General features: G+C 71.1%; 11 protein-coding genes. 8 read left to right on the forward strand and 3 right to left on the reverse strand.

The window, feature by feature from the left end:
- Positions 1-20: 20 nt before the first annotated feature.
- Together AC1HFH_RS18925 and gcvT are read right to left on the reverse strand one after the other, a co-directional pair.
- The gene (locus tag AC1HFH_RS18925) at positions 21-1,118 is read right to left on the reverse strand and encodes a branched-chain amino acid aminotransferase (protein ID WP_480244121.1); all 1,098 of its coding nucleotides are present in this window, start codon (positions 1,116-1,118) and stop codon (positions 21-23) included.
- A gap of 38 nt (positions 1,119-1,156) precedes the next feature.
- A complete protein-coding gene (gene gcvT / locus AC1HFH_RS18930; RefSeq protein ID WP_480244122.1) occupies positions 1,157-2,257 on the reverse strand; it encodes a glycine cleavage system aminomethyltransferase GcvT in 1,101 nt (366 codons plus the stop codon).
- A gap of 1,243 nt (positions 2,258-3,500) precedes the next feature.
- Between gcvT and AC1HFH_RS18935 the strand changes: the two genes are divergently transcribed.
- On the forward strand, positions 3,501-5,039 hold the full coding sequence (locus tag AC1HFH_RS18935; protein WP_480244123.1) for a bifunctional phosphatase PAP2/diacylglycerol kinase family protein: 1,539 nt from the start codon (positions 3,501-3,503) through the stop codon (positions 5,037-5,039).
- 244 nt (positions 5,040-5,283) lie between these two features.
- Positions 5,284-6,792, forward strand: coding sequence for a leucyl aminopeptidase (locus AC1HFH_RS18940; RefSeq protein WP_480244124.1), 1,509 nt, complete (start codon positions 5,284-5,286; stop codon positions 6,790-6,792).
- Position 6,793: 1 nt separating this feature from the next.
- On the opposite strand, the gene AC1HFH_RS18945 is transcribed toward AC1HFH_RS18940, so the two are convergent.
- Positions 6,794-7,141, reverse strand: coding sequence for an oxidoreductase (locus AC1HFH_RS18945; protein WP_480244125.1), 348 nt, complete (start codon positions 7,139-7,141; stop codon positions 6,794-6,796).
- Positions 7,142-7,399: 258 nt separating this feature from the next.
- Here AC1HFH_RS18945 and sucB point away from each other — a divergent pair, with 258 nt between their 5' ends.
- From sucB to AC1HFH_RS18975, 6 genes are all read left to right on the forward strand, one after another.
- Positions 7,400-9,157, forward strand: coding sequence for a 2-oxoglutarate dehydrogenase, E2 component, dihydrolipoamide succinyltransferase (gene sucB, locus AC1HFH_RS18950; protein ID WP_480244126.1), 1,758 nt, complete (start codon positions 7,400-7,402; stop codon positions 9,155-9,157).
- Between the two features lie 18 nt (positions 9,158-9,175).
- The gene (locus AC1HFH_RS18955) at positions 9,176-10,084 is read left to right on the forward strand and encodes a TIGR01777 family oxidoreductase (RefSeq protein ID WP_480244127.1); all 909 of its coding nucleotides are present in this window, start codon (positions 9,176-9,178) and stop codon (positions 10,082-10,084) included.
- A complete protein-coding gene (locus tag AC1HFH_RS18960; protein WP_480244128.1) occupies positions 10,081-10,605 on the forward strand; it encodes an N-acetyltransferase family protein in 525 nt (174 codons plus the stop codon). The genes AC1HFH_RS18955 and AC1HFH_RS18960 overlap by 4 nt, the downstream gene beginning before the upstream one ends.
- Positions 10,606-10,826: 221 nt before the next feature.
- Positions 10,827-11,570: a lipoyl(octanoyl) transferase LipB gene (lipB, locus tag AC1HFH_RS18965; protein WP_480247900.1), complete on the forward strand. Its 744-nt coding sequence runs from the start codon at positions 10,827-10,829 to the stop codon at positions 11,568-11,570.
- Complete coding sequence (lipA, locus tag AC1HFH_RS18970; protein WP_480244129.1) at positions 11,567-12,589, forward strand: lipoyl synthase; 1,023 nt, start codon at positions 11,567-11,569, stop codon at positions 12,587-12,589. Before lipB ends, lipA begins: the two co-directional genes overlap by 4 nt.
- A gap of 223 nt (positions 12,590-12,812) precedes the next feature.
- Positions 12,813-13,523: a hypothetical protein gene (locus tag AC1HFH_RS18975; RefSeq protein WP_480244130.1), complete on the forward strand. Its 711-nt coding sequence runs from the start codon at positions 12,813-12,815 to the stop codon at positions 13,521-13,523.
- The last annotated feature ends 41 nt before the right edge of the window (positions 13,524-13,564 follow it).

The raw sequence follows: 13,564 nt of genomic DNA on the forward strand, positions 1-13,564 counted from the left end.
TGCTCCCGAAGCCACCGATCTCAGAGGGTGCGCATCCAGCCGTGGATATCGGCGAAGGTGCCGCGCTGGATCCCGGTGAGGGTGTCGCGCAGGGCCATGGTGACCTCGCCCGGTTCGCCACCACCGATGCTGAACTCCCCGTCGGCCGAGCGCACCCAGCCGACCGGGGTGATCACGGCGGCGGTGCCGCAGGCGAACACCTCGCTGATCTCGCCGGATTCCGCGCCGGAGCGCCACTCCTCGACCGAGACCTTGCGCTCCTCCACGGTGTATCCGGAGTCGGCGGCCAGGGTGAGCAGGGAATCGCGGGTGATGCCGGGCAGCAGGGAGCCGGACAGTTCCGGGGTCACCAGCTTCGCATCCGAACCGGAACCGAACACGAAGAACAGGTTGTTGGTCCCCATCTCCTCGACGTAGCGGCGCTCGCAGGCATCCAGCCACACCACCTGATCGCAGCCCTTCTCGGTGGCCTGCGCCTGCGCCAGCAGCGAGGCGGCGTAGTTACCCGCCACCTTGGCCTCACCGGTGCCGCCGGGGGCGGCGCGCACGTATTCGGTGGACAGCCACACCCGCACCGGCTTCACCCCACGCGGGAAGTAGGCGCCGGCCGGCGAGCCGAGCAGCAGGTACTTGTAGGAGGCGGCGGGCTTGACGCCCAGACCGGATTCGGTGGCGAACATGAACGGCCGCAGGTAGAGGGATTCCTCACCACCGGCGGCCGGCACCCAGTCGGCATCGACCTCGAGCAGCTGCCGCACCGATTCCACGAACAGTTCCTGCGGTAGCTCGGCCATCGCCATCCGGCGCGCCGACCGCTGGAACCGGGCCGCGTTCGCGTCGATCCGGAAGGTGGCGACGCTGCCGTCGCCCTGCCGGTAGGCCTTCAACCCCTCGAAGATCGCCTGCCCGTAGTGGAACACCATGGTGGCCGGATCCATGGCCAGCGGACCGTACGGTTCGACCCGCGGATCCACCCACTCGCCGTCCCGGTAATCGATGCTGACCATGTGGTCGGTGAAGTACCGGCCGAAGCCGGGAGCCGCCAGTACCTCTTCCCGCTGTTGCGCCGAGGTGGGCGCGGGATGCGGAATACGGGTGAACTGTGCAGCAACTGTCATGGATCGATCCTATCCGGCGGCCGGTCGCCCGGCTGCGGCTACTTGGTCTTGATGTCGACGAACGGGGGCCGCACCACGGTGCTGCGCAGTTTGCGGCCCCGGACCTCGACCTCCACCTCGGCACCGGGTGCCAGCCCGGCGGCGGTGTCGAGCAGGGCCAGGGCGATCCCGGCTTGCAGTGTGGGCGAGAAGGTTCCCGAGGTGGTCTCGCCCACCGCGGCACCGTCGTGCAGCACCGTCTGTCCCGGCCGCAGCACCCCGCGGTCCAGCGCCCGCACCCCCATCAGCGTCCGCTTCGGGCCGTTCGCCTTCTCCGCTTCCAGGGCCTGCTTGCCGTGGAACTGCGGCTTCTTCCAGCCGACCGCCCATCCGGCGCGGGCCTGCACCGGGGAGATGTCCGGGGACAGTTCGTGGCCGTGCAACGGGTAACCCATCTCGGTGCGCAGCGTGTCCCGGGCGCCCAGCCCGGCGGGCTGCCCACCGGCTGCCCGTACCTGTTCGGTGAGGGCGCGAAAGAGCGCTTCGGCATCGGCCCAGCGGGGCAGCAGTTCGTAACCGTGCTCACCGGTGTACCCGGTCCGGCACACCCGCACCTGCCGCCCGTCCCAGTCGGCGTCGGTGTAGGCCATGTATTCCAGGTCGGTGGGCAGCCCGAGCTGCTCCAGCACCTCGGCCGAGCGAGGGCCCTGCACCGCGAACACCGCGAAGTCGCGATGCTGGTCGGTGACCGTGACGCCCGCGGGCGCGGCGTCCTGCAGCACCTGCACGACGGCGGCGGTGTTCGCCGCGTTCGGCACCAGGAAGAGCTCGTCGTCGGACACGTAGTAGACGATCAGATCGTCGATCACACCACCGTCCTCGGTGCAGCACAGCGTGTACTGCGCCTTGCCCGGCCGGATCCGGCTCAGGTCGTTGGTCAGCACCGAGTTCACGAATTCGGCCGCCCCGGGCCCGGCGACGGTGGCCTTGCCCAGGTGGCTCACATCGAACAGGCCGACGGCCGTGCGGGTGGCGTTGTGCTCGCCCACCGTCCCGCCGTACTGCACCGGCATCTCCCAGCCGCCGAACGGCGCGAAGGTGGCGCCCAGTTCGGCGTGGACGGCGTGGATCGGGCCCTGCAGCAGGTCGGAATCGGTCATCGCCCGAGCTTATCGCCACCGGATCGGGCGAAAGGCTCGCCCCGGTCAGAAGCCGATTTCGACCGGCGTGGAACCGAACCCCGCCGGATCGCGTCCAACCAGGCAACCGGATCAACCAACGTAAGGAGTGGCATGACAACAGGTTCCACGCCCGCGCGATTCGAGATCCACCCCGTCCCCGCTCGCGGGCATCATGCCCTCGGCCGCCGCGCCCTCTGCCATCCGTGCGCCGGCTGCCCCATCCTGACGGCCCTACGGCCCCTACCGGGCACCGACGTTCCCACCCCCGGTGCCGCAGCACGCAGCAGCACGGTCCCGCACAGCTCCGCCGCACGCGCGGCTACTCCACCCAGCACCACCGCGAGCTGCGTTCCCACCCCACGTGCCGCGACACGCACCACACCGCATGGCACCACCGCACGCGCGGCCACCCCGCCCAGCACCACCGCGAGCTGCGTTCCCACCCCACGTGCCGCGGCACGCACCACACCGCACGGCACCACACGCGTTACCACCCCGCACGGTCCGGCCGTGGCCGCACATCCCGCCCGACCTGTCGTGCGCCCGCCTGCCACCACAGGCCCGACGGCACACACCGCATCCCAGGCCGCGACCACATCAACTGCCACCACCGGTCCGAACACGCGACACCACCCCGGGGACATGTCATGAGGATCCGGCCGAACGTGTGCATCCACCCCAGTCGCCTCAGCGACCGCCGGGGCTCCCGGGACCCCGATCACGAGCGCTTCCCCGCCGGCTGCCGCCACCCGACCGGGTTGTCCCCACGTCGGGCCCGGCCGACGGACGAACCGGAGGACGACTGATCCGATACCCGACCGCCCCGGGGCGCGCGGCGAAATCATGTTCCCGGGGCGACCGGGTCGAGCACGCACTCGGGACCCGCACTGCAGCGTCGCAGCCCGCACCGCTGTGCGTCGCGCTCGCCCGGCGTCGTATACCCGTCCGAATACTGCACGCCGGCCATCCGCCTACCACGCACCGGTGGTAGGCCGGGCGCACCGTCCAGGCACTGTCCGACCGTCGCACCCCCGGGCATCGCCCCTTGACACGCACACCACCCGGCGCACTCGCAGGCAATCCATACGCTTCCCGAGGGCGCTGATCTGTTGCGGGGGCACACTCGCACATCCGCAGGCGATCCGGCACCGTGTCGCGGCCCGGACGGTGTACCCGCCGCTCACTCCCTGACGAGGTCCGCACATCCGCATACACTCGCCGGGTGAGCGAATTGTCCAGCCGCCGAAGCTATCCCATGGTCACCCGGGCCGACCGGGCAGTGGGACGGACCGTGGCCGGTCTCCCGGTGACCGGAATCGACCGCGGCATGCTGCATCTCACCCGGTCGGCGGACCGCAGCGTGCTGTGGCTGCTGGTGGCGGCCGCCCTCGCCGCACGGCGCGGCGCGCCCCGGCGGGGTGCGCTGCGCGGACTGGCCGCCGTGGGTGGCACCAGCCTGGTGGTCAATGCGGGACTCAAATCGCTCATCGCCCGGGAGCGGCCGGACCCGGACCGGTTTCCCGCCGCCCGGCGGCTGCACACCGCACCCACGTCGTCGTCGTTCCCGTCCGGGCACAGCGCGGCCGCGGCCGCCTTCACCACGGCGGTCGCGCTGGAGAGCCCACGGACGGCCGCGGCGATCGCCCCGGCCGCCGCGGCGGTCGCCTATTCGCGGGTGCACACCGGGGTGCACTGGGGATCGGATGTCCTGGCGGGCGCGGCCGTCGGCGCCGGAATCGCCCTGCTGACCCGGCGCTGGTGGCCGGTCCGCGATTCCGATGAGGCGGAGGCCTCGGCGGTCCCCGATGTGCCGGTGCTGGTGGACGGCAAGGGTCTGCTGCTGATCGTCAATCCCCGCTCCGGCGACCCCGCCTACGATCCGACGGCCGATCTCGAACGCGCCCTACCGGCGGCGGTGGTGCGCCGGACCCGGCCGGGGCACGATGTCGTGGCGCAGCTGACCGAGGAACTCACCGCGCATGCGGACCGGATCCGCGCGGTCGGTGCGGCCGGCGGTGACGGCACCATCGCCGCCGCGGCCACGGTGGCCGTCCGGCACGGCCTGCCGCTGGTGGTCGCACCGACCGGGACGCTGAACCATTTCGCCCGGGATCTCGGCGTCTACGACCTCCGCGAGGTGGTCGATGCGACCGGCGCCGGCGAAGCCGTCGCGGTCGATGTGGCGACGGTCGATATCGACGACGGCGCCGGCACCTACTGCCTGATCAATACCTCCAGCCTCGGCGCCTACCCGGATCTGGTGCGCCGCCGGGAGAAATGGCGGCACCGGTGGGGAAAGTGGCCGGCGTTCGCCGCCGCGCTCGTCGTCACGCTGCGCCGGGCCGATCCGATCCGGGTGCGGCTCGGCGACCGGTGGCACGACCTGTGGTTCCTGTTCGTCGGCAACGGCCCGTATCACCCGCACGGCGCGGTGCCGGCCTTTCGGACGCATCTGGATTCCGGCCTGCTCGACGTCCGCTGGCTGCGCGCCGATGTCCGGTTCTCCCGGACCCGTGCGGTGTTCGCCCTGCTGTTCGGCGCGATCGGGCACAGCCGCGTCTACCGGGAACGCCAGGTCCCCGAGCTGACCGTCGAGCTACCGGAGCCCGCCGAGCTGGCCACCGACGGCGAGGTCGTCGGCCGCGGCCGGACCTTCCGATTCACCGTGACCGGCAAAGTGCCCGCCTACCGGCGCGATGAGTCCAACCCCGCCTGGACCGACCGGCCACGCCCCCATCACCGCCGCCCGCTGTTCGGGTGACCCGCACAGGGCGCCCGATCCGGGGCTCCACGAGAGCCGCGCCTCTATCACCTGCCGCCCACTGATCGGCCGAGCCGCACAGGGCACCCGATCTGAGGCTCCACAAGAGCCACGCCCCATCACCCGGGGCCCACCGATCGGCCGAGCCGCACAAGGCACCTAACCTGGGGCTCACGAGAGCCGCACCCCCACCACCGCCGCCCGCCGTTCGGCCGGTCCCCACAAGGCGCCTAATCTGGGCTCCATGACAGCTGCTGCAGATCGTCCCCTGGGTCCGGAACTGGCACGCGTCGAGAGCATCGGCGCCGACACCGATGTGCTCGTGATCGGGCTGACGGCAACGGAGGACGGTCCCGCGATCGCGCCCGCCGATATGTTCACCGATGTCCTCGGTGACGACGTGCGGGCGACGCTGATCGAGCAGCTCCGCGCGGTCGGCGCCAAGGGCAAGGCGGAGGAGACGACCCGCATCCCGGCCCCGGCAGACCTGGCGGTGACCAGCGTGCTGGCGGTCGGTCTGGGGGCACCGGACAAGCTCGATGCGGAACAGGTGCGGCGCAGCGCAGGCGCAGCCGCCCGGGCACTGGCCGGTACCGAACTGGCCGTGACCACCCTGTCCGGTCTCGATCTGAGCGCCGCGGCGGAGGGTTTCTACCTCGGCGCGTATGCGTTCAGCGCCTACCGCTCCGCGAAGACGGCACCGAAACCCGATGAGCAGCCGGTGCTCCGGGTCGAGCTGCTGGTCCCCGAACCCGAGTTCGGCACCCTGGACCTGCTGCGCGCCCAGCTGGTCGCCGAGGCCGTGGCCACCGCCCGCGATTTCGTGAACACCCCGCCCAACGCCCTGTTCCCGGCCGAATTCGCCGAGCGGGCCCGGCTGCTCGGCGAGGGGGCGGGCCTCGAGGTGGACATCCTCGACGAACAGACCCTCGCCGAGCACGGCTACGGCGGCATCGTCGGCGTCGGCCAGGGCTCCTCGCGGCCGCCCCGGCTGGTCCGGCTCACCTACAACGGCGGCGGGAAGAAGATCGCGCTGGTCGGCAAGGGCGTCACATTCGACACCGGCGGCATCTCGATCAAGCCGGCCGCGAGCATGGAGAACATGACCTCCGATATGGGCGGCGCGGCGGCGGTCATAGCGACCACCCTGCTGGCGGCCCGGCTCGGCCTGCCGGTCACGGTGATCGCCACCGTGCCGATGGCGGAGAACATGCCCTCGGCCACCGCGCAGCGCCCCGGCGATGTGCTCACCCAGTACGGCGGCACCACCGTCGAGGTGATCAACACCGACGCCGAGGGCCGGCTGATCCTGGCCGATGCCATCGTGCGCGCCGGCGAGGACTCGCCCGAGTACCTGATCGACGTCGCCACCCTCACCGGAGCGCAGATGGTCGCGCTCGGCACCCGCACGCCGGGCGTGCTGGGCACCGACGAGTTCCGGGACCGGGTGGCGCAGGTGTCGCAGGCGGTCGGCGAGAACGGCTGGGCGATGCCGATGCCGGCGGAACTGCGCGCCGACCTGAATTCGCGGGTCGCCGATATCGCCAATGTCGCACCGCACCGCTGGGGCGGCATGCTGTCGGCGGCGCTGTTCCTGAAGGAGTTCGTGCCCGAGGGGGTGCAGTGGGCGCACCTGGACGTGGCCGGGCCGGCGTTCAACACCGGCGGCCCGTTCGGCTACACCGGCAAGGGCGGCACCGGTGTCCCGGTGCGCACGCTGATCTCGGTGATCGAACAGATCTCCGCCGAATAGTTCAACCGAGGTCGTCCTCGATCGCCCGGCGCCGCTCGATGCGGCGGCGGGCGTCGTAGTCGCGCATCCGCTGTGGATAGCCCGTCTTCATCACGTCGTAGACGGGGATGTGCAGCCGGTCGGACAGCCGGCGGGCGCCCGACTCCCCGACCGCCCGCCGGGTCCATTCCCCATCATTGGCGACCAAGACTACTGTGACATCGGTCACAGTAGTCTTGGGTTCGACGAACGCCTCGACACCCCGGTGCGCCCGGGCCCACTCGCCGAGTGCGTCCAGTGCTGCCGCGCGCTGACCGGCGCCACCGCCACTTCGGCCCGCCCTGCTGCGAAAACGATCGAGTAGACCCACCGGCTCCGACCTCCTGCACTCCGGCGGAATCCGCCTCACCGCCGCTCCTTCCATGCTGCCAGGTCCCGGTGAATGAATCCCCTGTGCTACACGGCGACCGGACGAGTGCAAGGATGGTTGCCGGAACAAGAACCAACCGCATCCCCGGTGCCGGCGCACACCGGCGATCCGGACTCCCCGCCGCGACCCGCGGCGGACGTCCGCCGGGGACGACGAACTGTTGTAGAACCCGTCGAGCAGTCAGAGGAGTCAACGGACATGGCCTTCTCCGTCCAGATGCCGGCACTTGGTGAGAGCGTCACCGAGGGAACGGTGACCAGGTGGCTGAAGCAGGAAGGAGACACGGTCGAGGTCGACGAGCCGTTGCTCGAAGTCTCCACCGACAAGGTCGACACCGAGATCCCGTCCCCCGCGGCGGGCGTGCTGTCGAAGATCATCGCGCAGGAAGACGATGTGGTCGAGATCGGTGGTGAGCTGGGCCTGATCGGCGAAGCCGGCGAAGCGCCCGCCCCGGCGGCCGAGCCCGCACCCGCCGCGGCCCCCGAGCCTGCACCGGCACCCGAACCCGCACCGGCGCCCGCAGCCCAGGCCGCACCGGCCCCGGCCGCGCCCGCCGCCGCACCGGCCGCCGCCTCCGGCACGCCGGTCAACATGCCGGAACTGGGCGAGTCGGTCACCGAGGGCACCGTCACCCGCTGGCTGAAGGCGATCGGCGACACCGTCGCGGTCGACGAGCCGCTGCTGGAGGTGTCCACCGACAAGGTCGACACCGAGATCCCGTCCCCCGTGGCCGGCACCCTGCTGGAGATCTCCGCGCAGGAGGACGACGTGGTGTCCGTCGGCGGACAGCTCGGCGTGATCGGCAGTGGTGCCCCGGCGGCCGCACCCGCACCCGCCCCGGAACCGGCTCCCGCGCCCGCTGCACCGGCCCCCGAGCCGGCCGCCGCAGCCCCGGCCCCGGCGCCCGCACCGGCCCCCGAGCCGGCACCGGCTCCTGCGCCCGCACCGGCACCCGCCCCCGCGGCGGCTCCGGCGGCTGCCCCCGCCGCTGCGCAGAACGGCAGCGGCGGCGCGATGCCGTACGTGACCCCGCTGGTGCGCAAGCTGGCCGACGAGAACGGCGTCGACCTGACCACCCTGAAGGGTTCCGGGGTCGGCGGCCGCATCCGCAAGCAGGATGTGCTGGCCGCGGCCGAGGCCAAGAAGGCGCCCGCCGCTGCGGCTGCCGCACCGGCCGCCGCGGCCCCGGCGAAGGCCCCGGCCGCACCGGCGCCGAACCCGCAGCTGGCCAACCTGATCGGCACCACCCAGAAGGCCAGCCGGATCCGGCAGATCACCGCGGCCAAGACCCGCGAGTCGCTGCAGACCACCGCGCAGCTGACCCAGGTGCACGAGGCGGACGTCACCAAGATCGCCGCCCTGCGCCAGCAGGCGAAGAAGCGCTTCGCCGAGCGGGAGGGCGTGAACCTGACGTTCCTGCCGTTCTTCGCGAAGGCGGTCGTGGAGGCGCTCGGGGTGCACCCGAACGTCAACGCCTCCTACAACGAGGCCACCAACGAGATCACCTACCACGCCTCGGTGCACCTCGGTATCGCCGTGGACACCGAGCAGGGGCTGCTCTCGCCGGTGATCCACAATGCGAGCGACCTGTCCCTGGCCGGCCTGGCCCGGGCCATCGCCGATATCGCCAACCGGGCCCGCACCGGCGGTCTCAAGCCCGATGAGTTGGCCGGTGGCACCTTCACCATCACCAACATCGGCAGCCAGGGCGCGCTCACCGACACCCCGATCCTGGTGCCGCCGCAGTCCGCCATGCTCGGCACCGGCGCGATCGTCAAGCGCCCGGTGGTGGTGACCGACGAGACCGGCAGCGAGTCCATCGGCGTCCGGTCCATGGTGTACCTGCCGCTGACCTACGATCACCGCTTGATCGACGGCGCCGACGCCGGCCGGTTCCTCACCACGATCCGGCACCGGCTCGAGGACGCCGCCTTCGAGGCCGATCTCGGTCTGTAGTCGGGTACGGGTACGTCGATGAAGGTGGTCATCGCCGGTTCGTCCGGGCTGATCGGGACGGCGCTGGTCGCGGCCTTGCGCCGAGACGGGCACCAGGTGTCCCGGCTGGTCCGCCGCACACCCGCGGCGCCGGACGAATTCGCCTGGAACCCCGCGCGCGCCGAGCTCGACGAGCAGGCGCTGCGCGGGGCCGACGCCGTGGTCGACCTGTGCGGTGTCAATCTGGGCAGCCGCCGCTGGACGGGCAGCTTCAAACAGGAGCTGCGCGACAGCCGGATCACCCCCACCGACGTACTCGCCACCGCGGTCGCCGCCGCCGGAGTACCCACCCTGGTCAATGCCAGCGGTGCGCACTACTACGGCGGCGACACCGGCGACCGGGTGGTCGACGAGACCGCCCCCGCCGGTACCGGTTTCCTGGCCTCGCTGTGCCTGGACTGGGAAGCCGCCACCGCACCCGCCGCGGATGCCGGGGTCCGGACCGTGCTGCTGCGCAGCGCGGTCGTCCTGGCGCCCAAGGGCGGCATGCTGGCCATGCTGCATCCGCTGTACTGGCTGGGCCTCGGCGGCCGGCTGGGCAGCGGCCGCCAGTACATGCCGTGGATCTCCCTGGACGACGAGGTGGGTGCGATCTGTTTCGCGCTCACCCATCCGGAGATCTCCGGCCCGGTCAACGTGGTCGGCCCGGCCCCGGTGACCAATGCCGAATTCAACCGCGCACTGGGCCGGGCACTGCACCGGCCGACCCCGTTCGTGGTGCCCGGTTTCGCGTTGCGCGCCCTGGTCGGCGAGTTCGCCGACGAGGCGATCCTGCACGGCCCCCGGGCCATCCCGAAGGTCCTGGAGGACGCCGGATACTCCTTCCGGCATCCGACGATCGGCGCGGCCCTGGCTGCCGCGCTCGGCCCGGCCGGGACCGGCCGATGACCGGGGTCCGGGCCGCGGTGCAGGTCCGGGCCGCCCGCGCCGCCGATCTCCCGGAAATCCTGGCCCTGCACAACGGATTCATCGCCGGCTCCACCGCGATCTGGGACACCGAACCGGTGGACCTCGCCGACCGCACCGCCTGGTTCGCGGAGCGCACCGCAGCCGGCCTGCCGGTGCTGGTCGCCGAATCCGGTGGCCGGGTCGCCGGCTATGCCACCTACGGCCCCTGGCGCACCCGCTCGGGATACCGGTTCACCGTGGAGAATTCGGTCTACGTGGACCCGGCCTGCCATCGCCGCGGAATCGCCACCGCGTTGCTGGCCGAGCTGATCGACCGGGCCCGCGACTCCGGCCGGGTGCACGCCATGGTGGCCGCGATCGAATCCGGCAACGCCGCCTCGATCGCCCTGCACGAGCGGTTCGGTTTCCGCATCGTGGGGCAGATGCCCGAGGTGGGACACAAATTCGGCGACTGGATGGACCTGACCCTCATGCAATTGACGATTCCGGTGAACGCATGAACATCGCCCCCGCATCCGTTCGGCAACCAACCGATGACGCCTCTTCAACCGGCCCCGGCCGGGGGCGTACCGTCGGCACGGTGAACGGCACGCATACCTCCGAGACCGAGCCGCACCGCCACCATTCCGCGACACCGGAACACAACGGCGCGGCGGCCGCACCGCGCGGCGGCGAGCCGACTCCGGCCGGGACCGACGACACTGCGGCAACCGCGGCCGGAATCGACACCAGCACAGTGCGGTTCGACAGCGATCCGCTGATCGTCGAAGACCTCGGCCTGATCGACTATCACAGCGCCTGGGAGATGCAGCGCAGCATCGCCGAGGAGCGTGCGGCCGGCGAGGGCGCGGATCATCTCCTGCTCCTGGAACATCCGTCGGTCTACACCGCAGGCCGCCGCACCGAGCCCGCGGATCTGCCGATCGACGGCAGCCCCGTGGTGCAGGTCGATCGCGGCGGCAAGATCACCTGGCACGGTCCGGGCCAGCTGGTCGGCTACCCGATCGTGCGGCTGGCCGAACCCCTGGATGTCGTGAAATACGTCCGCCGCCTGGAAGAGGCGCTGATCAGCGTGTGCACCGGCCTGGGCTTGACCTGCGGCCGGATCGAGGGCCGCTCCGGTGTCTGGCTGCCCGCCACCCCCGTCGCCCCGGAACGCAAGATCGCCGCCATCGGCATCCGCGTCCAGCGCGGCGTGGCGCTGCACGGCATCTCGCTGAACTGCAGTTCGGCGCTGGACGGTTTCGAAGCGATAGTGCCGTGCGGGATCCAGGACGCCGGTGTGACGACACTGACCGCCGAACTCGGCCGCGAGGTCACCGTCGCCGAGGTGAAGCCGCTGGTCGCTGCCGCGATCACCGCCGCCCTGGCCGGCGAACTGCCGGTGCAGCCGCACGATATCGAACGCACCGCGCCCACCACACCCGCAGTGCGTTCCGGTACGAGCGTAGAGTCGGACCAGTGAGCTCCGTTCCTGCTACCGCACCGGCCGGACGCAAATTGCTGCGTATCGAAGCGCGTAACGCGCAGACCCCCATCGAACGCAAACCGAAGTGGATCCGCACCCGCGCCACCATGGGCCCCGAGTACACCGAACTCAAGGGCCTGGTGAAGCGGGAGGGCCTGCACACCGTCTGCGAAGAGGCCGGCTGTCCGAACATCTTCGAATGCTGGGAGGACCGCGAGGCGACCTTCCTGATCGGTGGTGAACAGTGCACCCGCCGCTGCGACTTCTGCCAGATCGACACCGGTAAACCCGCCCCGCTGGACCGCGACGAGCCCCGCCGGGTCGCCGAGAGCGTGCAGGCGATGGGCCTGCGCTACTCCACCATCACCGGCGTCGCCCGCGACGACCTCGACGACGGCGGCGCCTGGCTCTACGCCGAAACCGTGCGCGCCATCAAACGCCTCAACCCCGCCACCGGCGTCGAACTGCTGATCCCCGACTTCAACGCCGACCCCGACCAGCTGGCCGAGGTGTTCTCCGCCCGCCCCGAAGTCCTCGCGCACAACCTCGAAACCGTGCCGCGCATCTTCAAGCGGATCCGCCCCGCCTTCCGCTACGAGCGTTCCCTCGCCGTCCTCACCGCCGCCCGCGAGGCCGGCCTGGTCACCAAGTCGAACCTGATCCTCGGCATGGGCGAAACCCCGGAAGAAGTCACCGCCGCCATGCGTGACCTGCACGAAGCCGGCTGCGACATCCTCACCATCACCCAATATCTGCGCCCCTCCCCCCGCCACCACCCGGTGGACCGCTGGGTCAAGCCGGAGGAGTTCGTCGAACACTCGAAGGCCGCCGAAGAAATCGGCTTCGCCGGCGTCATGGCCGGGCCACTGGTCCGCTCGTCGTATCGGGCCGGCCGGTTGTACGCCCAGGCGATGGCGCATCACGGGCGGGAGATCGCGGCGGATATGGCGCACCTGGCCGAGGAAGGTACTGCGTCCCAGGAAGCCGGAGCAGTGCTCGCCCGATTCGGCAGCTGACCGGATCGGAACGGGGCGACCCGACGCATCGGATGCTGCAGTCGCCGAAGCTGTCATCGCATGACCGCTTCGGCGGCCGGGTGCACCGTTGGGCGATGACCTATCCGGGAGAGCAGTGACGAACTTCCAACTCAGTGCCAGGGCCGTTCGCCAGAGCGAACCGATCCGCCGCCGGACCGGGGCCGAGGCAACGGCGTATACACGCGGCCAGCTGGTGTAGAACATGGTCGGGATCATCCGCGAGGTCCGGGTTCCGCTCGAGCCGAACCCGGACCGGCTGCAGGCCGGCCGGATCGGCCATTTGCGGCCTGCCGTTCCGATGCCGAATATATGTGCACTGCACGGGCTTCCGGCAGTCCGGCACCAGGTAGCGAATATCGCCTACTCCTCGTACAACCGGCCGCAACTCCCGCTGCAGGAAGCGCGTTTCGGAAATTGGCTCGACGCGTACCTCCGCGACGGGAAGTACGGCCGGCGAGCGCACCGCACCGGGGGCCACCGGTACGACACCGATCGACGTGCCACAATCTTCGTCCGCATGCCCCTCCCCTACTGCCGCGACTGCAGCGCCCGGGCCGATATCTTTCGCACCCTGACTCGGATCACCTGGCTCACCTACCTCGGCGTGATTTCCGCCGCCGTGGTGACGTGGCTGCTCGTCCGGTATGTCGAAGATTCCGAGTCCACGTGCGCGATACTCCACACCTTCCTCCTGCTCGCCGTCCCCGGCGGAGTCGGGTTCTTCGCCGTCGGCGAGTACACGAACAACCGGGCACGGCGCTGCCCGCGGACCTCGGTGACGCCGGACCGTCGTGCGTTGATCATGGACGTGCCGTCCGAGTTCGCCGATGCCATCTATGCGGCGATGCCGCCACGACCGCTGTTCGCCCGGCACGCTCGGCCGAACTCACATCGGCCACCGCCGAACGGATAGGCATCCAGCGCCGCCGACCGACACCGGCACCGTTCGTCGCG

Source organism: Nocardia sp. KT25-26 (assembly GCF_056627695.1).